At 36.5% G+C, this 20,805-nt stretch carries 16 protein-coding genes, 2 pseudogenes and 2 other annotated features; of the genes and pseudogenes, 3 read left to right on the forward strand and 15 right to left on the reverse strand.

What is annotated here, in order from left to right; translation table 11 throughout:
* Positions 1 to 2 precede the first annotated feature (2 nt).
* The gene (locus tag EIZ39_RS17935; protein WP_129201466.1) at positions 3 to 617 is read right to left on the reverse strand and encodes a DUF421 domain-containing protein; all 615 of its coding nucleotides are present in this window, start codon (positions 615 to 617) and stop codon (positions 3 to 5) included.
* Positions 618 to 903: 286 nt separating this feature from the next.
* Here EIZ39_RS17935 and EIZ39_RS17940 point away from each other — a divergent pair, with 286 nt between their 5' ends.
* Positions 904 to 1,269, forward strand: a complete 366-nt coding sequence (locus EIZ39_RS17940) for a PilZ domain-containing protein (protein ID WP_129201467.1) — start codon at positions 904 to 906, stop codon at positions 1,267 to 1,269.
* A 30-nt stretch (positions 1,270 to 1,299) separates the two neighbouring features.
* Positions 1,300 to 1,512, forward strand: a complete 213-nt coding sequence (locus EIZ39_RS17945) for a hypothetical protein (protein ID WP_129201468.1) — start codon at positions 1,300 to 1,302, stop codon at positions 1,510 to 1,512.
* Positions 1,513 to 1,544: 32 nt separating this feature from the next.
* Here the strand turns inward: EIZ39_RS17945 and EIZ39_RS17950 are convergent, their stop codons facing one another.
* The 7 genes and pseudogenes from EIZ39_RS17950 to EIZ39_RS17985 all read right to left on the reverse strand — a co-directional run bounded on the left by EIZ39_RS17950 (position 1,545) and on the right by EIZ39_RS17985 (position 7,146).
* Entirely contained in the window at positions 1,545 to 2,915 is a 1,371-nt protein-coding gene (locus tag EIZ39_RS17950; protein ID WP_129201469.1) for an aldehyde dehydrogenase, read from the reverse strand.
* A 57-nt stretch (positions 2,916 to 2,972) separates the two neighbouring features.
* Positions 2,973 to 4,358, reverse strand: a complete 1,386-nt coding sequence (locus EIZ39_RS17955) for a sensor histidine kinase (RefSeq protein ID WP_240675862.1) — start codon at positions 4,356 to 4,358, stop codon at positions 2,973 to 2,975.
* Positions 4,348 to 5,022 (reverse strand): response regulator transcription factor, encoded by a 675-nt coding sequence (locus EIZ39_RS17960; protein WP_129201470.1) that lies wholly within the window; start codon positions 5,020 to 5,022, stop codon positions 4,348 to 4,350. Before EIZ39_RS17960 ends, EIZ39_RS17955 begins: the two co-directional genes overlap by 11 nt.
* A 148-nt stretch (positions 5,023 to 5,170) precedes the next feature.
* Positions 5,171 to 5,713, reverse strand: a complete 543-nt coding sequence (locus EIZ39_RS17965; RefSeq protein WP_129201471.1) for a hypothetical protein — start codon at positions 5,711 to 5,713, stop codon at positions 5,171 to 5,173.
* Positions 5,714 to 6,160: 447 nt separating this feature from the next.
* A complete protein-coding gene (locus EIZ39_RS17975; RefSeq protein ID WP_129201472.1) occupies positions 6,161 to 6,580 on the reverse strand; it encodes a rhodanese-like domain-containing protein in 420 nt (139 codons plus the stop codon).
* A gap of 26 nt (positions 6,581 to 6,606) precedes the next feature.
* Positions 6,607 to 6,711, reverse strand: a pseudogene (locus tag EIZ39_RS17980) (short chain dehydrogenase); the annotation flags it as partial.
* A 153-nt stretch (positions 6,712 to 6,864) separates the two neighbouring features.
* Complete coding sequence (locus EIZ39_RS17985) at positions 6,865 to 7,146, reverse strand: hypothetical protein (protein WP_129201473.1); 282 nt, start codon at positions 7,144 to 7,146, stop codon at positions 6,865 to 6,867.
* Positions 7,147 to 7,342: 196 nt separating this feature from the next.
* Positions 7,343 to 7,574: a binding site (T-box leader), on the forward strand.
* A gap of 38 nt (positions 7,575 to 7,612) precedes the next feature.
* Positions 7,613 to 7,843, forward strand: a binding site (T-box leader).
* Positions 7,844 to 7,959: 116 nt separating this feature from the next.
* Between EIZ39_RS17985 and thrS the strand changes: the two genes are divergently transcribed.
* Positions 7,960 to 9,168 carry a threonine--tRNA ligase gene (gene thrS, locus EIZ39_RS17990; RefSeq protein ID WP_129201474.1) on the forward strand — a complete coding sequence of 403 codons (1,209 nt, stop codon included), beginning with the start codon at positions 7,960 to 7,962 and terminating at the stop codon, positions 9,166 to 9,168.
* Between the two features lie 36 nt (positions 9,169 to 9,204).
* Here thrS and EIZ39_RS27580 read toward each other — a convergent pair.
* The 7 genes and pseudogenes from EIZ39_RS27580 to EIZ39_RS18025 form a co-directional block, all read right to left on the reverse strand.
* Positions 9,205 to 9,399 (reverse strand): annotated as a pseudogene (locus EIZ39_RS27580) (tyrosine-type recombinase/integrase); the annotation flags it as partial.
* A 729-nt stretch (positions 9,400 to 10,128) separates the two neighbouring features.
* The gene (locus EIZ39_RS18000) at positions 10,129 to 11,664 is read right to left on the reverse strand and encodes an ATP-dependent nuclease (protein WP_129201475.1); all 1,536 of its coding nucleotides are present in this window, start codon (positions 11,662 to 11,664) and stop codon (positions 10,129 to 10,131) included.
* A 665-nt stretch (positions 11,665 to 12,329) separates the two neighbouring features.
* Positions 12,330 to 13,307, reverse strand: a complete 978-nt coding sequence (locus tag EIZ39_RS18005) for a hypothetical protein (protein ID WP_205668581.1) — start codon at positions 13,305 to 13,307, stop codon at positions 12,330 to 12,332.
* 98 nt (positions 13,308 to 13,405) lie between these two features.
* Complete coding sequence (locus EIZ39_RS18010) at positions 13,406 to 14,572, reverse strand: UvrD-helicase domain-containing protein (RefSeq protein ID WP_129201476.1); 1,167 nt, start codon at positions 14,570 to 14,572, stop codon at positions 13,406 to 13,408.
* Positions 14,517 to 16,145: an ATP-dependent nuclease gene (locus EIZ39_RS18015; RefSeq protein WP_129201477.1), complete on the reverse strand. Its 1,629-nt coding sequence runs from the start codon at positions 16,143 to 16,145 to the stop codon at positions 14,517 to 14,519. The genes EIZ39_RS18010 and EIZ39_RS18015 overlap by 56 nt, the downstream gene beginning before the upstream one ends.
* A 784-nt stretch (positions 16,146 to 16,929) precedes the next feature.
* Positions 16,930 to 18,870, reverse strand: coding sequence for a TnsD family Tn7-like transposition protein (locus tag EIZ39_RS18020; protein WP_129201478.1), 1,941 nt, complete (start codon positions 18,868 to 18,870; stop codon positions 16,930 to 16,932).
* Between the two features lie 44 nt (positions 18,871 to 18,914).
* Positions 18,915 to 20,780, reverse strand: coding sequence for a TnsD family Tn7-like transposition protein (locus tag EIZ39_RS18025; RefSeq protein ID WP_240675870.1), 1,866 nt, complete (start codon positions 20,778 to 20,780; stop codon positions 18,915 to 18,917).
* Positions 20,781 to 20,805: the final 25 nt, after the last annotated feature.

The following is a 20,805-nucleotide window of genomic DNA, read 5'->3' on the forward strand; positions in this document are numbered from 1 at the left end:
CCTCATTTCAGATGTTCTGGCGGTTCTTGAAGGTGTCCATTATCGTTCACTTCTTTAAAAATGTTAGCGTCAGAGGCTTGACTCGGCAAGTTCGGTAGGTTTGGAAGGTTGGCTTGCAGCAACGCTATCAACATCTGAATATCTTCCTTCGTGGAATATTGTTTTTCAGGCTTAAGCATATATCCCAGTTGTCCGTTTGACTCGATCGTTGCCCATTGTAAATCACTAATTCTCTGAACTCCCTGCTGCCTCAACCGGACCTCCAGCATGTCCACGGTTAGACGTAGTTTTCGTAGATTGTCTTCCTTAAGTTTTCCATCCTCTATTACCACTACCGATTTACCGTAGAAAAACGATTCTAGGGCATCTGACTTCATGACGATGTATTCAATGAATAGAAGAGTCAGTACCATTAGAATCGTAATCAACAGGGTAATCCAGATATTCCTGTCCCCAACAGGCTGAATGATTAAGGAACCAACGGAAACCATCATCACCGTTTGAGCAACAGTTAATTGCGAAATGGACTTTCTTCCGGCCAATCGAAGGATCAGCACGCCCCCAATAACAATGACAATGGCCTTCCATATGAATCTCAGATCGGTATCCACTTCCATTCAACCTCCTTCCCCTGCTTACTATTAAGGTCCTATTAATTGGAAAAAATATGCGTATAAAATAAAACAAGCAGGAGAGGTTCCTGCTCATGCATGATAGTTTCCTACTTTGGCCAAGATAAAAAACAATAAAATATTTTGAAAATAAAAATAATATATCCAAAGATCAAAGTTAACCATCAAAAAAATTCCAGATTATTCTAAAATTATACTTTTATTAACATTTTGTTTGTTGTATAATTCTAAATAAAGAACGAACGGCTTCTCTAGAAAGGAGTATACTGATGTGTTAGGACGCCGAAAGCATTATCGCCACTACTTCAAAGAATACGCAAAAGGCACAATAGAAATTAGTGAAATTAAAAACCGTAAGATTGTAACAAAAAAAGCAGCAATTTTGATCAAAGATATTTGTGGGAATGGATTACGGTTTTCTACTGAGTTAAGATTTCTTGCTTCGGATGTCATCATCTATAAATTTGACTTTTTACTCACAAATCATGATCTATCCTTTCATGGGAAAATTGTGAGACGTGACCAACTTCAGGATGGAACATATGAATATGGTGTTCAATTTATAGAAGAACATAAATTCCTTACACACATCATTAATAAATTATCTCAAAAGATCTTGAGGAATAGCGCAAGCTAATTACGAATAATGAAAGGGAGTACAACACCCATGATATTTAAACAGTATGTAATAGATATTCTGGAGCTAGCTGACAAGCCGGAATTTATTAGAAAGTTAGCACAAGACGTTATTAAAACCGAAGGTGATGTTAATTACATCCTCCATAATATCAAGGTTAATGGAAGGGATAGAATTTTCCTTTATTTAAGCCAGTTAAGAGCAATAAAAAAAGAAAAAGAACTTAAATCCAAGCAGGCATGATCCTCCATAGATCTTGCCTGCTTCTTTGTCTTTCACTTCAAAAACAGCTTAATCTTCTTCAACCCATCCTTTACATTGGGATATCGAAACGGAATATCGAAGCGGGTGGTTTGTTTTAAGACACCTTTTTTATGTGAAAACGTATCAAAGCTGCCTTTTCCATGATAGGCGCCCATCCCGCTATTCCCAACACCCCCGAAGGGCAGATAAGGTGAAGCTAGGTGGTAGAGCGTATCATTCACACACCCCCCACCAAAAGAAACCTGATTAAGCACTTCTTGTTGAGTGGTCTTACTCTCTGAAAAGATATAGAGGGCAAGGGGATTCGGATGCTGGTGGATGCCTTCGATGACTTCAGACAGCTGCTCGTATTCCATTACAGGAAGAATGGGTCCAAATATTTCATCCTGCATCACCGGATCTTCCCACGTAATATTCGTAAGTACGGTGGGTTCAATCGCTAAACCCTCCTCATTCACTTTACCCCCCATAAAGATATCCCCATTATTCATGAACGATCGGAGTCGTCTAAAGTGCTTCTCGCTCACAATCCGTGTGTAATTCAGGTTCTTTAGCGGTTCCGCTCCATACAATTCCTCCGTTGCTTCTTGAAAATACCGTAGGAACTCCTCTTTAATTTTTCGATGAAGGTACAAGTAGTCTGGAGCAACGCAAGTCTGGCCTGCGTTCATAAACTTCCCCCACGCAGTTCGTTTCGCAGCGAGCTTCAGATTAGCGTCCTCGTGAACGATACAAGGACTTTTCCCCCCTAATTCGAGGGTTACAGGAGTTAAATGTTTCGCAGCAGCTTCCATAATCACTTTTCCTACGGGAACACTTCCCGTGAAAAAAATGTAATCCCACTTTTCCCCTAGCAGTGCTTGACTTGTTTCCACTCCACCCTGAACGACGGAGATATACTCTTCAGGAAACATCTCTGATATCAGATCACCTAACACCTCTGAAGTTCTCGGCGTCAGTTCGGACGGTTTTATCACTGCACAATTCCCTGCAGCTATCGCCCCGATTAATGGAGCAATGGCAAGTTGAAACGGATAATTCCAGGGAGAAATAATGAGCGCTGTTCCATAGGGTTCTGAATAAATGTAACTCGCTGACCCCAGATGAGTCATCGGCGTCTTGACTTTTTCCGGCTGCATCCAAACACGTAAGTTCTTGATCGTAAAGCGTATCTCTTCTAGCAACACACCAATCTCCGCGGTGTAAGCTTCGAATTCAGATTTATTTAAATCAGCCTTTAAAGCGTGAAGAAGAGACTCTTCCTTCTCCCGAATCCCATTCCTAAGCTTTTCTAGTGCATCCAGACGATAAGTCATCTCTTTCGTTTTTCCGGAGCGAAAAAATTGTTTTTGTTTATTCACTAGAGCTTGATAGTCTTCCATAGCATCTACTCCTTAATGATCTGATAAAGATGACCTCTTTTTTAATTAGTTAATTAACTAACGGTTCATAGGAATAATAACGGTAAAAGTAGTTCCTTCCCCTGGAATGCTTGAGACCTGAATCGTACCTCGATGGGCTTCTACAATCCATTTGGCTATGGCGAGCCCTAGGCCCGTCCCTCCCGCTTGCCTGGATCTATTTTTATCCACACGATAAAATCGATCAAAGATACGGTCCTGGTCTTCGGCCGGAATCCCCACACCCGTATCCTGAACCATAATTCGTAGTGCGCGTTGCTTTTCCATCATTTCATTAGAAATCGTAATGTTCACAACCCCACCACTTGGACTGTATTTAATCGCGTTATCCAACAGGATATACAGCAATTGTTTCAAGCGTTCTTGGTCACCCTGAATGATGAGTGTAGGAGGCGTTTGCAAGTGCAATTCTATTCCATTCGACTGGGCAAGTGTTTGCGTAGAGCTGATAAGCTGTTCAACGGATGGAACGAAATCAAAGGTCTCTACCTTCAATTCAGGCGTTCCTGAATCCGAACGCGCCAGAGTCAATAAATCACTCACTAGTTTTGTCATCCGCTTGATTTCATCCTTCATATTGTTTAAGACGTTTCGTGAGAAATCCGAGAGTTGAGCCTCGTCCTCCATCTTCACCACATCAAGAGAGGAATGCAATATACTGAGGGGGGTTCTGAGTTCATGCGAAGCGTCTGCGACAAACTCTCGCTGTCGATCAAATGATTTTCGAATCGGAATCATAGCTCTTTTTGACATGAAATAGCTAAGCCAGAGAGCTACACCAAAAAACAAGATGCCTAATATCACCAATATAATGAGTAATAAATTCATAAGTTCATTAATAAAGGAAACCTCTTTACCGGTATAAAATACAGCTACCAATTGATCTCCCTGATAAATCGTCCGACCTGCCATCATGAGATGGAGTTCGCGCCCTTTAGGTGATTGAGGGTCAAACCCGCGGCGGGGAGGCGGTGAGTTCTTTATGGTTCCATACCGAATCTCTTGCGAATGAGGAATCCATCCGTCAACAAGTTGCAATAGTTTAGGTTGTAACCGCGATATAAAAGCGTCACCGAAGATCACGCGTCCTCTAGGATCAACTACATAATAAAAGAATTGATTGCCGCTTTCTCTAATCGTATTGAGATTATTTATTTCTTCCTGGTTCAGTTTACGATCCCTTAAGGCTTCCCGCAGCACCCTCATCTCCTGATCCGTGATGGACTGCAGTTGCCTTTCTTGTTCATAAAAAATGACCGTATGAACTAGGAAGTAAACCACCGTTACAAAGAGAGTGAGAAAAATCATGATCATGGCACTGTAGAGTATGGTTAATCGAGTTTGAGTGTGAATAAAGAGATCTGCATTCCAATTTCGGAATCGAGTTAACCAATTAAAATTCAAGTTTGTAGCCCACCCCTCGAACACTTTGAATGATGTCCTTTTCGCTGCTCAAGTTCAGCTTTTTTCGAAGTAGCTTTACTGTAGCATCTATTGTTTTCATCGATACTTCCGTTTCATACCCCCAGATTCGGTCAAAGATTAAGTCTCTAGATAAGACCTGTCCTTTATTCCGAATGAATAAATCCAATAATTGATATTCTCGAGGAGTTAACTGTATTTCTCCCTCTCCATTAAAGACCGTACGGTTGGTCAGATTTACACGAAGATGCTGAATTTGAACGATTTCCTCCTGTATCGGGGCAAAATTTCGTCGGGATAACGCTCTAATCCTAGCCAGCAGTTCATCAATTTCAAATGGCTTAACGAGATAATCATCAGCACCTGCATCTAATCCTATTATTCGGTCTTGAAGGGCATCCTTAGCTGTTAATATAATAATAGCTCCCGAATATCCTTGTTTTCGAAGACGCTGACATATGCTGACCCCCTCTTCCCCCGGCATCATCCAATCGAGAATGAGGACGTCATAATGAGATTCCACGGCATAATGGTACACTTCATCCCCTTTCATGAGCCATTCTACATTATACCCACCCTTCTTTTTTAGTAAATGAGCTATAAGCTCCCCCAGACGCACATCATCTTCAGCCAATAAAATATTCATATTGAAACACTCCATTTTAGACCTTAATATAGATTGCAAATATACTCCATGAGTTTGCAAATATACTCCATGAGTTGCAAATAAAATAAACCATCTCTTGATGAAAAACAAGTGAAAAAAGACTGCCGAAGCAGTCTTATGTAAAAATCTATTTCCTCATTTTACCACGAAAATGATGACCCTCCTGTTCAAACTGAGCCTTCAATTCTTCTACGGTGATGCCCTTCTGTTTTGCCAACTCTGCAAGTTTGGCTTCACGCTTTTGTTCCATTTCCGCTTTTAAAGCTTCCACGGTGATCCCTTTTTCTTTTGCCAACGCATCAAGTTTGGCCTGGTGTCGTGCTTCGCGTTCCTGCTTCATCTGAGCTTTCAACTCATCCACCGTAATTCCCTTTTCTTGCGCCAGTTGCTCAAGATTCTTGCCGCGGTTTTGCTCCCTTTGTGCTTTTAATTCTTCAACAGTGATACCTTTTTCAGCAGCAAGCTGTGCTAATTTAGCTTCACGACCGGCTTCATTCCGAACCTTAGTCCCTTTCTTGCCAAAATGCCCTGCCCCTCCAAAAAGTTTATTCATTTGTATTTGAGTTTGAGGTTGTGTTGTTGTTTCTTCCGCAGCAAACGCAGATCCGAATGCACTAATCGCAAATACTGCTCCTAAAGCTGTAGCTAAGATCTTCTTTTTGTTTAACATGATTCATTACCTCCAAGGTTTTTTATTATCTTTCGATAGTTATAATTTAGACGAGCTTAGTGAAATTTGAGTGAAATTGTGAGCATTATTCTTGCTTTTATTAAGCATTATTAACAAAAATAAAAGAGTTCGTCTCCAGAACCCTTCGTAATGTATTTCATATCTAGTTTTAGACAAACACGGCCGTGAATAAGGCTAATAAGTACTTAACAGGTTAATACTTGAAATATCGGTCCATCTCAAGTATTTACTTAGATTTGAACTACTGTAGACAAAATTACACCTTCTAGAAGACCTACGCCAAATTCTTCCCTTAATTTAAATAGGAACCCGTCTGAATTTTACTTCCTCCGTTGGAAATATCAGCAGGCTGAATACATGTTGTATCCAACACAACCACTACTGCACCATGCACACACAGGGGACTCGACGCTGTGGTCTTAAGTTTCATGGAACAACAAGGACTAGATTCTCAAACCATGTATGGTAAGCATGCCAATCTCGAGTAAACGTGTGTTCCCCTTCAATAAAGGCGACGTCTTGAAATCCCATCTGCTTTAGAATATAGGCACCGAGTGCTGCTTGTCCACCAGCTCCACAAGTGACCAAAACAGGACGATTGCGATCCTTCAACCTATCATCTCTCAGGTGTTCAGGTACGAGTAAATCAGCTCGAATCGGCAGCATCCCTAGCGAAATATTGACACCACTAGGAATGAGCCCACAAGCTCCTGCATCTGCTGCATCTTGAACATCAATGACTAGGGTATCGGGATTGGCATTTAGTTTTTCTCTTGCTTCTTGGGAGGTAATTCCTGGTACATTTTCACGTACTTCGGTTACCATGTCTCGAAAAGTCTTAGCCATTATATTAACTTCTTCACTACCCAATTTTAGGGATTCTTAGACCACAAACCAGCTGTTTTAAGGAAAACTCTCGGATGAAGCTTTAATCATGCTACAATGAGACCTGCAAGATCCTCTGGATGCATGACTCGTTGTACACGTTGTACATCTCCCGTAATATGAGCGATTCCGTAAGACCAAGAACTGCAAATTTTGATGCTTGTAAGCGCTGGTGTATGATAACCAAAGCTTCTAAAAATTACTTTTAAATGAATCAAAATAGAGAAGACCCTCCCCTTCTCATCTCACTCATCATGAATATTCATCATGGACTGTATTTCATGGATATCACCATTTAATTTTAGTATTTCCTCTTGCTCTAAAATTAGAGGAATAGTATCTCGCAGAGTAATAACCATCTTCTCATTTAAATCAATCGCTTTTGAAGTCTCATCTAACATTTTGCTTATTTGATTCCTTACCCAAACTGACTGTGTAGGAATGTTTTTAATACTTCTTATTTCTAGTTCATTAGCTTTACTATTAATATTGCCATCAATAATTTGACCACTGTACCTTCTAGGCATTTCTTCCTCCTAATCGATTTTATCTTTTATTATTGGTTGGTTTGTATATAAAATACCCTGATACATCTGACAAACATTTAAACGATCTAGCAGCCAGCGGAGTGCACTCGTTTAACTATGGAATCCCGATTGTTGAATAACACATTGACTTATTATATTATCTGTAATAAGATATTTAACAACAAATGGAGTATCCATTAGTGCTATGAAAAGGACACGAATCATTCTTTGTTTTTCTTATCAGAGAACAGGGTCATTGGCTGAAAGCCCTGAAGAAAAGGAAATGGTTTACCACCTTGGAGCTATTACAGGGAAATGGTTTAACCAAAGTATCTATAATCGGTAAATCCGTTATCTTTTTAAGCATAAAGCACAGTTTTGTGTTTTATGGAATTAGGGTGGTACCACGAACCGCACTCGTCCCTTTTATTGGGATAGGTGCGGTTTTATTTATGTTAAAGCAAATAACACAGCGTTGAAAAGGACATGAATCATTCTTCGTTTTCTTTTGCAGAGAACAGGGTCATTGGCTGAAAGCCCTGAAGAAAAGGAAATGGTTTACCACCTTGGAGCTATTACAGGGAAATGGTTTAGCTAAAGTATCTGTGATCGGTAAATCCGTTATCTTTCCGAGCATAATACACAGTTTTGTGTTTTATGGAATTAGGGTGGTACCACGACCACACTCGTCCCTATGTATTGGGATGGGTGTGGTCTTTTTTATTTTATAAATNCCACACTCGTCCCTATGTATTGGGATGGGTGTGGTCTTTTTTATTTTATAAATTTATAAAAAAATCAGGAGGGCTAAATATGTCTAATCAAATTTTGGAAGCTGAAAAAAGAAATCATCGAAAGTTAGGTCAAGAGTTAGAATTGTTTACTTCAATGGAAGAAGCACCGGGTATGCCTTTTTTCTTACCAAATGGAATGGTTATTCGAAATGAACTCGAAAATCTTTGGCGAAAGTACCACCAAAAAGCAGGCTATCAGGAAATCAAAACACCTATTATGATGAAACAAGAACTTTGGGAGCAGTCTGGTCATTGGTCTCACTACCAAGAAAATATGTATTTTTCGAATGTTGATGAACAAAATTACGCCATTAAGCCGATGAACTGCCCGGGTGCAATATTAATTTTTAATAGCAAGCGGAGAAGTTACCGAGAATTGCCTATTCGTTTGGCTGAACTTGGTTTAGTTCACCGTCATGAACTGTCGGGGTCATTAAATGGATTGTTAAGAGTCCGCTCCTTTACTCAGGACGATGCTCATTTGTTTGTTCGAGTAGACCAGATTGAATCTGAAATCGATAAGGTTCTAGCTTTGATTGATGATTTTTACTCTCACTTTGGTTTTAGCTACAAGGTAGAGCTTTCAACTCGACCAGAAGAATTCATGGGTTCCGAAGACATCTGGAATAAAGCTGAAGCTGCGTTGGAATCCGTCTTAAAAGACAAAGGTTTAGATTATCAAGTAAATCACGGTGATGGAGCTTTTTATGGTCCTAAAATTGATTTTCACATCCTTGATTCACTTGGACGAAGCTGGCAGTGTGGTACTGTACAACTAGATTTCCAGATGCCAGAGAAGTTCAATTGTTCTTATATCGGAGAAGACGATAAACTTCACCGTCCTGTCATCATTCATACAGCCATTTACGGTTCAGTTGAACGATTTATGGCAATTTTAATTGAACATTTTGCCGGGAAATTCCCGCTTTGGCTATCTCCTATTCAAGCAAGAGTAATACTAATTACTGACTCCCACGTAGACTATGCAAATGAAGTTAAATCCCAATTAGAATCAGTAGGATTACGTGTAGAAGTGGATTACAGAGATGAAAAGATGGGATTAAAGATTAGAGATGCTGAAAAACAAAAGATTCCATATATGCTCGTTATTGGGGATAAAGAGGTAGAAAACCAATCCGTGGCGGTAAGAAAGCGCAAAGATGGCAATCTTGGTGTATGGAGTATCCAAGAAATTATTGAGCGATTCAGTAATGAAATACAGAATTAATTCAAAACAAAGAGTCCAAAAAGATGCCTTCTCATGTCCTAACATGCCCTGATTAAAATCTAATGGAGCGCCATTATCGAGTAGTTGGCAAGCGTAGGTGTGCCGAAAACGATGAGGATAAACATTGACAGGAATCCTTCCACGGACTGCAATCAACTTCACAGAATAACGGAGGGTCGGGATGGTCATCCGACGAATCGGGTTGCGCTCGGTTACAAATAGTGCTTCACAGTCATCTTTTCGGCTATCTAAATACGTTTATCTGCTTTGTATAAATTCTACAACTCACTTAAATACATAAAAAACCCCTCCCAAGAATTTATCTTCTTGAATCCAGCATTACTGAACTGGGAAGGGGTTAATCATTTTGTGTTATTGAAGTAGCGATCCTCGATAGTGAAGTAAACATTTGCTCTTCTTGGATAAACTGCATTCGGACTGGATCACGTTTTTTTACCCTGATGTTCCGAATTAGACCCTCACCAACAAGTTGTGCCTAGCTTAACTAGGCACTCTCTGTTAAGAGTTAAAAATGTCGGGAATCAATTTCGTTGATTTTACTGAGGTTGTAGAACCACTTGTAAAAACGTAAAAAAAGAAAGTGTGGAACCGCTAAAAAATGACTTGTAAAGAAAGTTGGAAACTACTCATCCTTCAAAAAACGAGCTATTCTTCAGATCTCTACAAAATATGGACTCTAGTCCTTGCTTTTTTTACTATCCTCTTAAGTAAACCAGGTAAAACGTTAAACCAATTTCCCTTAGAAAAAGATACGCATACCAAGGAAACAAGCAAATCTCACTCTCAGTATAAGACCTTGAAGACTCATTATTACCTAAGCCTAAAGCAACACTTGAAGCGATGAATTACAGGCGCGCTTGTTATCGTGCTCCTTCTCAAAAAATTAGTGCCAACTTTAGCATTATTAACTTTTAACATTTCCATACAGAACTTCTAAGTTTATGAAATGACAAGGGTCTCATCCAATATAGTTTCAATTTTTGATACTAAGTCTTGAAACAATGTCATATTCACTTTAACTGCCACTTGAATAAACTTTATTTTCACTTGCTCTGCTGGTAATCCAAGTTTGCCACTTAAATAATGAAAATAGTCATGATGATCCCCAAAATACGGACTTCGTAAGATATCCGCAACCTCTTCCTTTTCGCAATTTGTAGAAATAGCAAAATTTATGCAGAACTCATCATTACGATTCATATTCATTAACCATTTTTCAGGTGGTTCATTACCGGGCAATTTAAATGTATGGTTAGCTAACCAATTTATATGTGTTTGATCTAGCGTTTGAACTCCAAAATGTTTCTTATACTCTTTATTTACTTCAGACATGTTACAATCACCATCATAAATGGCAAGATTTTTACCAAGATTATTATCTCGAAAAAATGCAGCAGTCTGTGAAGTTACAGTCATCCAACTACCAACATAAATCACCCTCACTCTTTTCCTTATTCTCAAAGGTAGCGCTGCTAGAACTAGGTTTTGGGCAACGTCATCTTCTGTGTAAATTGTTAATTCAGGTATAGACTCCTGGATAAGAATGGAGAATGCATAACTACTTGAAATCCTGTATTCAGGTGTTACTTTTGTTCCATTTCTTCTTAACACCACACGCCCCTCAGGAGGTAAAGAATCAAGAACAACTTGAGAATGGGTAGTCATAATGACCTGTAAGTGTTTTTTGAAGGAAATATCAATAATGTGTTTTAATATTTCTTTTTGTGCCTTCGGATGCAAGCCAGTCTCAATCTCTTCTATTATTACTAGAGTATCATCAGGGACTTCGTGTAACATATTTATTAGAGTAAGAACAACATCTTCACCAGCACCCATATTAAATCCTGAATAAACATCTCCAGCATTCACTACATTTAAGGAATGTATATCATTACTCCCGTATCTCTCAGCACTTGTATAAGTTCTTCCAAGAATAGCTGATGCAATTTGTTTAACTTCTTGACTATAGACCATATGCGTATTTTTACCTTTTCCAACAAAATGGGCCTTGAGTACACGTTGTTCAATTGCGGGGAGTGCTCTTGAAATCCCAATAAATTGAACTGCTCTCTTTGGTCTCTTTTCATACTTCGACCATTTCTTTCCTTTTCTTGCTGTATAACTTTCAGGATAATTAGCACCTGAGTAGTTCCAAATTACTTCTGCATTGTTATACGGAGTATCAAATCTTGATGTGATAAAAAAATCCCCAAAAGTATAATATGGAAAGTTATTTCCTTTATCGAATGGTGTAAAACCTTTAACAGAATGATATGCACAAGCTATACAACCTAATATTGTAGATTTTCCTGTCCCGTTTTCCCCAGCAATCGCAAATACCGGGTAATTAATATCAAGGGAAAAATCATCTAGACCTCTAAGTCCATTTATTTTCAATTTTCTTAGAGTTGTCTTTTGATACTGCATGGATTCCCATCTTTCTAGTAACCTTCTTTCAATATCTCGTAACGGCATTCTAATACCATCCTTATTCTTCTATCTCTGAATTTTATTAAAAACTAAATGATTAGTTACTCAAACATCGCAGCGTGAATTTGGCAATTAAGCATTGATATAGCTAGGTACTCCCGTTATCCTCTACTGAAGTTGGCTTTTAATTAGCTTTTTTCGTTTGATTGTTTGTCTTTTTGGAGTTTCTTCATGAAGCTCGATTAATTGATGTAAATCAGCAACTCAATGCTATTTCAAGACAAGGTATCGGGCAAACATCATGGTGGTTTAGCTAAACAAGCAGATGATAAGGAATCTCTAAAACTCTTTAAGAAAGCATAATAGAGATTTGGTTGTTTTTAAAAAAGCATGCCATAAATACGGACCATTTCTTAATATAAAAAGGGTACACTCCGTACTGAGAATACGCCAATCGCTCTTTTTGTTACGGCTATGTACAAATATTACTTTAGCTGGTATACCCATTCGCTAAGGTGTTTTGGATCAATAGACTTTCCTTTTACTAGAGCTGAAAAACACTAGAACTCTTTAAGAGGTACATACTTTTGCTCGCGATATAACATTAATTACCTAACTTTCCTCACTGCAATCATATCGAGGCCTAGATTTAGGATGGTTTCAATTAAAGGATAATGAGTTTAACATTCACTTTATCTCTCTATACAAATTTAATAACTTATTTCTTCTTCATCTTCATCTTCTTCTTCTTCTTTTTCTTCTTCTTTTTCTTCTTCTTCATAATCATCAAAGAATACATATTTACTTCCAATAAGACTTAGTTGTTCAAGTCTATTTTTTAAATTATCTTCATCATAATAAATATTTTCAACGTGGTCTATTAAGTCTTGAGGAATCTTTCCCACAATTACTTCCGATATATATTCTTGAATTAGTGCATTATCTAACTCTAATGGTACTATACTTTTTAAAAATCCCATAAATCCATTTTTCTCTTTTGTGTTTACTATGTAGATTAATAACTCTTTGAGAGCTATCAATTCATTTGCATTTATACGATGTAAGGAATTTTTATTATATTCCGGAACAAATATTTTCCTCGCCTTCGAAGCATGACTAGTTTCATAGGTATATATATTTTTCTCACTAGAGATCTTTTTAATTATATTAAAATATTTTTTAACTATTGAACCGACTACTCTTCCTAATGTTTCTTTTTGTTTATCCAGATTTTCTTCAAAATACTTTTGTGTATTACTGTAAATTGAATGTTTTTTTATATAATCATTTATTGCAATTATGTGTTGATATAAATTACTATTCACTAGATAATTATTATATCTACCACCTTTGTAGAAACTTGACAATAAATCTATGAACTCATTCTGCCTTCCATTAAAAGAAATCACCCGATGATGTCTAATACGGTCATGCAATTCTCTATGGCTGTGTGTTATTAAACTCTTTTCAAACTTGTCTATATCAGTTATATCATCAACTAAAACAATGATAATTTTTTGCATCCTCTCTATTCCTATAGCAATATGGTATAGGAATGAAAAAACTTCACTTTCAATATCAAAACTTTCCATAGTTTTTAAAGTATTAATGCCATCATATATAAAAGTACCAGCAATATCGAGCTCTGTCCCCATTTTGAAATTTCTATAGTTGAAATATTCATCCATAACACGCACAACCTTTTATTGGATATATTTGAAAATCGCAATCTACTTATTACCCATTAAAATAGCACTAGGCTCTCGACTAATGTTAAACAATTAGTTTATATTCTAAATTTTAAAACTCTAACGTCATTACCACCTAACTTGATACTATCCTCAAAAAAATATGCGTTGGGATTGAGTTTTTCAACGACAAAAGCTAAGCTGTACTTTGCCCGAGTGACACCAACATAATATTTATCTGGGGCTTTCAATCTACTGCTAGGATCTAGCAAAAATGTAGAAAGTGGCTTATTAGGGAATATTAGAACACGTTCCAAAGTCATCCCCTTACTCACCCCAAAGTTTATAGATGGATAGCCTAAGGTTGTCGTTTTAACATCATATCTTAATATATTTGGTTTTAAGTGCTGAATATAATCATGTACATCCGTTTGAAGAATCTGAAAAACTCCATTAACCGGTTCCTCGGCTTCTAACATTCCAATAATCGGATCCTCTGGGTAAACCAAATTAGCAAAATTGGCAATATCAGAAGTAAACCGCTTAGAAATATTATTTTTTATGATATTAATATGGTGTGACTCTCTGCATGTCTCAAGATAACTAAAGACATGCATTCCACCTTTTTTTCTATCAGATCTTGGATTATGTGTCTTTAAAATAGATTGTTTATAGTCACCAACACAATAAACTTTTATAGATGAAAGGAATAATAATTCAAGCAGATCTATATCTTTTCCCACTAAGTCCTGTAATTCGTCAATATAAAGACATGCGTAAGTATCCTCTAGTCTTTTTAATACGGCTCCATCGGATAATTTATTTAACAATAGTGCAAACTCTGAAGCCCGGTTGGCTTTAACATCATTATTTCTATTCAAAAAATAAGATGTCGTATTTTTCTTTGCATAATCAACACCGTATATACTGGAAAAATCAATCGATCTTATCTGACTAATTCTTTTCAAAAAACTTCTCTGGTATGGTCTGATTAATTCTTTTAGAACGAATTGAAACCATGTACTTATAACAACATTTTTATCTATAACACCATTATTTTGTTTTGCGTATTCTTTCTTTATGGAGTAAATACCTTTATGCGTGTAAGAAAGCATCAAAACTTTCTTATTGGATTCCTCAACAAAAGACCTTGAATCATTACACATACCATACGTTTTACCTGAGCCGGCACAAGCAAGAACCAATGTATTATCGTATCGCATTCTTAATGTAATTGGGATATTCGATACATTCGTCTGAATCAAATACCCTCAATCCCCATTCTGCTTTATTGTTAATCATAAATGCTTCTACTTCAGCCACACTTTTATTAATCATCGAGCTTCTTTTTGAAATAATCCTTCTAAACTTATTGAAGACCTCTAATTCGACCGAGTTAACTGCCAAAATACTGGGTTCAATTGTGTAGTAATATTCATTTTCCTCATAATATATTTCAATCAAATCACCATGTGTTTCGATGTACTCTTTGTATTTATCAATGATGTTCCGTTGAACATCCCCGTCATTGTCTGTAATAATTCGCAAGGGTTTCCTTACTAAAACAGCTAGCTCACAATATCTTTTAAATGCAAGTGAATCGACGGTAATGACATCTACTCCATTTTCGATTGGCAACTTGCCATAAACATCCTTGTAAGCACGCTGAACAATTAATTCATCAGTTGGCCCCTCAACTAATATCACCTTATCTGCTAACAAAAAACGAACAGTACCGTAACCAGGCAATTTCTTGAAAAAGTTCATAGTATCAGGATTTATATCGCTCAGATGACTTATATTCCCTTTGTACAAAAGTATGATATTCTTCAGCCCTAATTTGTTAGCCACATAACTGCTGTGAGTTGAAATAAACACTTGTTTATTTTCGTCTTGATTTATTTTGGATATTAGACGTGACATATTTCCAAAGGCTAGATTATTTTCAGGCTCCTCAAACAGCACTACATTAGAATTTTCTGTATTTTGCTTAAACACTAGTTCCATTTTTATTAAATTTTGAGTGCCGAACCCCATATCCTCAAATGGAATATTCTCAACATCTATTGAGACCTCATTCATCCATGCTTCAAGTGATTCTTCACGCATACCAAACTTAATAATCTTTTCGTCAAGCCTTTCTTCTGTTGCCAGTCTTTCATTAAGGGCTAGTACGTTCGGATTGTTATTAAATTCATGCTTCATTTTTCTATACGCCCTAGCTAGATGTACCTTTTCATCCCCAGATAAATTGTTAGTAATTCGTGAATTGATAAACTTGTTCACTGCTGAATCATAATCTTTTTGTGTAGTGTCAATCAGTGTAACCTTCACTGGAAATGTCCTAAATACAATTGGATTATCACCAAAATCTCTCCAACCAATTTTGTAAAACTCTACCGGTATATCATAAACTTCCCCGTTTTTTAGCATACTCTGAAATGCTCTTGAAAAGTCAGGGTTAAACTCTACTGTCATACGAATTCCCGGACAGTCTTCTCCCAATTCGTTATTTGTCCCTTTATATTCTGTGGTATTACCATCATTTTCAAAGTATGCTTCAATAATTATAGAAGGCATTTCTTCAATAGTTTTAGATGGATCCGCGATAATCTCTCTAAAAATTGAACGAGTTACATAGTTAAAATAGGAAGCTTTTAATTGACGTTCGAAAGATAAATTGTTTAATCTTCCACTTAAAAGAATTTGAATTATCTCAAGCAGGGTACTCTTTCCCGAATCATTATCCCCGACAAAAATATTGCAACCGCCGTTCAGTTTTATCAACACATCTTTAAACATTTTATAATTATGAACATATAGCTTGTTTATTTTCACAAGACATTCTCCTCAACTATGTCTTTCTTAATCTTAAGAATTCAAATTCCGCAGAGTGAAATTGCAAATAAGCCTTGATGTAATTGAGCAGACCTGCCATCCATTCTTGAAGTTGACTCTTTATTAGCTTTCTGACTCTGTTTTTAGTCTTTTATAGGCTATCTTCATAAAGCTAGATTAATTGCTGCATTGTAACATCCCAATCCAGTTCACTTACTTCATTACAAAGTTTATAAAATAGATCACCAAGGGCGTGCTGATCTGTGTTCCAGAAGCCATGACAAGGAATGAAGGTATATCTTTCGGTCTAATGATAATCGGTCGTCCGATATCCTTAGGAATCTCTGCTACAAAAGCAGTAGAGTTCCAAAAGAAAAAAATGGTTTACTTTGTTTGCATTACCTTCAGTTCTTGAAAGACTAATCCAATAGGAAAATACGAAACTGCACCTCTGACACCAGTCAATCAAAAAATCCTAATGGCTCACTGCCCTTTGTACTCCCAGATTAAATTTTTTAGCTTTGCGTCAAACATAGGGAAAACACGAATTTCCCAGCGCTACAGCCCCTGTCAATAACAATCTAAACTTTCTTTCAAAACAACTTTTTGATTTATTTACTCTTAATTATCATTCGACAAAATAAGTTATATTTTACCATAATTTTAACATAAGCCTTGGAAAACAAGTAACAACTTTTGATTGATATATTTATTTTCAGTAGTCAACTAAACAAAAAATATAGGAGTCATATATGAATATGAAAAAAAGGACCAAATTGGGTCCTTAATATCCTATATTCAATCTTTCAAGAATGTCATTAATTTTCCTCTTCATTTCAACAGAGCAATTTCTATAAGATCTTCTATACGCCAATATATTCTCTACTGAAACAATCGTATAGTTATAATAGGTGCGCAATTGTTTTACTAAGGCTGGAATATGGCGGAGTTGATACTCTTCCACAGTCTCTACGTTCTCGTTCAGTGTTTTTTCGGTCACTGGTAAGTTCTTTAAATACGATTTAATACGCCCTCTCTCTTGTTTAGAAAGAGCATTTATGATCATATATTTACCAACTCTCGTTCCTGGATTAGATTCAACAAGTTGCTTTGCTATTTCCTTAACACGTTGAGATAATTGAAGATCTACTAAGTTCCAAGAAAATCTGTTAATTGATCTAGATGGTGGTAAATGGTTCTCTAGCCACTCATTATCATGTTCTTTCAACCATCTATATTCCTTTCTACATTCTAGAGAAATTTCATTCCTGTTTTTATTAGGATTTTTACTAATAAATGATTCTAGTCTTGACCTATAGTTATCTCTTTTTAAGTTACCAATTTCTGTAGCACTAATCTGGAGTAAACCATTATTTATTTCAGATTGAACTCTGGAGATCACTTCCGCACTCTGTCTAGAATAGCTCTGATCTTTTTCCAAAACCTTTCTAATTGTTGATGGATCACAATAAAATTCTATTGCAATATCTTTGATTAACTTCCCTTCTTTCCGCAATCGGATAACCCTTATTTTCATGTCTTCAGATAAAGAAGTAAGTCCAAATTTCCCCCTATCACCTTTACCCCATCTCCATTCTTTAACATATGAGCGCCCACAAGTAGTGCATGAGAATTCTCCAGTTATTCCGCGAGATCGTTTAATCTTTCGTTCGCACTTGGTGATAACTTCCTTTTTGTGATCTGGACAAAGTTTATTCTCACAACACCATGGTCCAAAACCAAATGGTACCTGACTAGCCATAGGTGGAATTTCATCATGAATGAATTTTTTCATAGAACCCGCCAAAAATTGAACAAGTAACAAGTATAATGGAATATTGGGTACCAACTCATCATCTTTATATAACAATTTTTCTAACGTGTTTCTCTGTTTTAGATATTCAATAGAAAGTCCTAACACCAGTATTTCTTCTTCTGAAAAATAATTACATATATCTAAGATAATTTTATCCCTTTTTAAAGCCCCCACATATTTAAAGTATCCTCTATTAAACAAATAATTTTGGAGTCGATAATCAATCAAATTTCTGTACATTCTTTGGTCTGTATACAAAAGGAAACTAATGTCCTTATAAATCTTCCTTTTAAATTTCAACTGATTATCATCATTAATGTCTTCATTCCCACTTTCTAATAAAAGGCAGTGCCCTTGTTTACATCGACCAGAAAATACGTCTAATAAAGGAATATGGCATTGCGGACAATCCGTAATTAATTTTTGATTATGTATTGGACAAATATCTAGAAAGGCTATTTGATGTTCTCTATGCATATAACTAACACCATAATTTTGATTATCCTCCTTCATACAAAAAGTACAATATCGAATTTCTTCTGAGATACACCTGCCATATTTATTGCCCACAAGTTTTCCAATATTGCTATGCTCCGGTTTAACTGCATTATTTATCTCTTGATATAAACCATCTAAGCGATGAGTAGAAATAAAGGGTCTAAAAATATTGAATAAAGTATGTTCTTTTAAAATACTTTCTGCATTAAATGAATGATTAACCGGCATTTTGCAAAATAAAGCACTAAGATTTCTTGGAAACACTGTAAATTTTTCATTACTAAATCCAAACAATTCATTTGATGTTAAATATACTTCTTTATTTCCCGAACACTTATGAAAACGATAAAGAATACTACGATAATCCTCATTTGGAAACGGAGTTGGGAAATAAGCGATTTCTTCATTCATTTTAGCAACCTCTTAATCATGTTGATCACTTTTAAATTTCAACTTTATTCATGTTTTCTCTTTAGATTAGCTACAAATAAGTTATCATGCTCAGCAAGTAAATCTTGAATCTTCTCGAAGACACTTTCAGTCACATTACTTGAAATCCCTGCATATCTTAAAAGTTTCCACCCATTTAGCTTGATTTCTTGTTTAATCTTTTTTGCTGCCCATTCTAAGCGTCGTATTTGAAATTGCTCTGTAGTTTCCAAGTACTTCAATAAAACCATTTTAGTTTGTGGCATTTTATTAAGGTGCTTGTCCAATAAAACCCTTTCATCTATATGCCTTCCAACAGCAGCAACGCTAATTTTTATCGGTTCATCATAACATTTTATTTCTTTAATAGATTTTTCAACTATTTTGCTTAATTTTTGATCTCTGCTTTTCCAATCAACCCTGGGAATACTTTTTTTCTTCTGCTTTCTTTCCGGGAGTTGTTGGAAAAGCCATTCACGGTTATGTCGATAAAGCCAAGAATAATCCCTAGAATTTGCTTTTTGTATCGCCTTTCTCCCTTCTTCCTTATAAGCATGAATTGTTTGTATCATGCGCCCTCTCCTTAAAGCTAGCTCCTCATCATTTACTTTTTTATTAGGCTCTTTTTTATCTTGTTTAGCTTTAGAGAGCTGATTTTTTACAGTACCTGGATCTACCCCTAATGTAGCAGCCATGCTGCGGGAGGACTTACCTAATAACTTCAATTCAGACAAGCGATTGAACCACACCGAGCCAAATGATTTAACCCTACCCCTTCGATAACGATCATCAGGCGTCTTGTCGGGCCCCTGTCGGGCATAAATAAATCCACAGAAACAACTAAACGTTCCGACCGGTAAACGTGTTTTAAAACAAGAGGTTATCTTACATTCCATTATTGTCAGCTCTCCAAAATGATCAGCAGCTTTGTTCAAACAAGGCCAAGGACTAGATCCAAACGGCAAATATACAGTATCGCAACTCTTCATTTCAATATCAGCGTTTAAAAATTTGAGAACCAATATATGTCGAAGAGGATGAAACGAATTCTTCGGTTTACGGAGAAGTTTGTGCAACCAAGTTTCTTTTATGCCGAAATGAATTTCACAACCAATATGTTGAAGAAATTCTTCACTATAATACCTCTTAAATTCATCTATAATTTTGCTTATCTTCTTTTTCCCCGAAACAGAAACTAATCCAAGTTTTCTAAGGGATTCCGTATACTTCTCATTTAAACTTTCAAATCCATTCTGTTGTTTTTGCCCATTAAGTAGTATTTCAGATTGTTCTGCAACAAAGATCAGGTTCTGCCATTCCTCTGGATTATAAGAAAGGAAAACTTGACCTTCGTTTATTACAGTCGATAATGGAAAAAAACTATGTTTATGATCCTTAGTGGAAAACAAAATATTACTCTTTGATAATGCCTTATGATGTTGTGGACAAACTAACACACCCGGCAGTTGGTGTACTCTATGCCAGTATGGTTCTCCATATTCCTTAATATCTTCTATATAACAGGCTGAACAATATCTTAAATAACTAGGATTCTTGACTCGGCAAGCTATTAATCCTAAATGGGCATGAACCGCCCCCCAGGGTTGCCCTGCCTTCATTATACAATTAGCCTTAGATGCACTTTCCTCTGCTAGAAAGGAAATATAGTAAGGAAGTAAGGTGTGTTCTTTCAATAACTTTTCCACTGTATAGCCTGTATCCAAGCAATCAGCTAGCCTTTGCAAATGACTTGGTAGATCTACTGCCGAGGATACCTTTCGATCTCCATATAAATCTTCAATAGTCTGTTTAAAGGATGGATTACTCATTCTTTGATGGTATCTGGCAATTCCACTATAAAGTAATTCATCAGGATATAATCTGGGGAACATAGCTAGCAAAAGAATCATCTCCTAC

This window comes from Ammoniphilus sp. CFH 90114 (genome assembly GCF_004123195.1).
Classification (GTDB): Bacteria; Bacillota; Bacilli; order Aneurinibacillales; family RAOX-1; genus YIM-78166.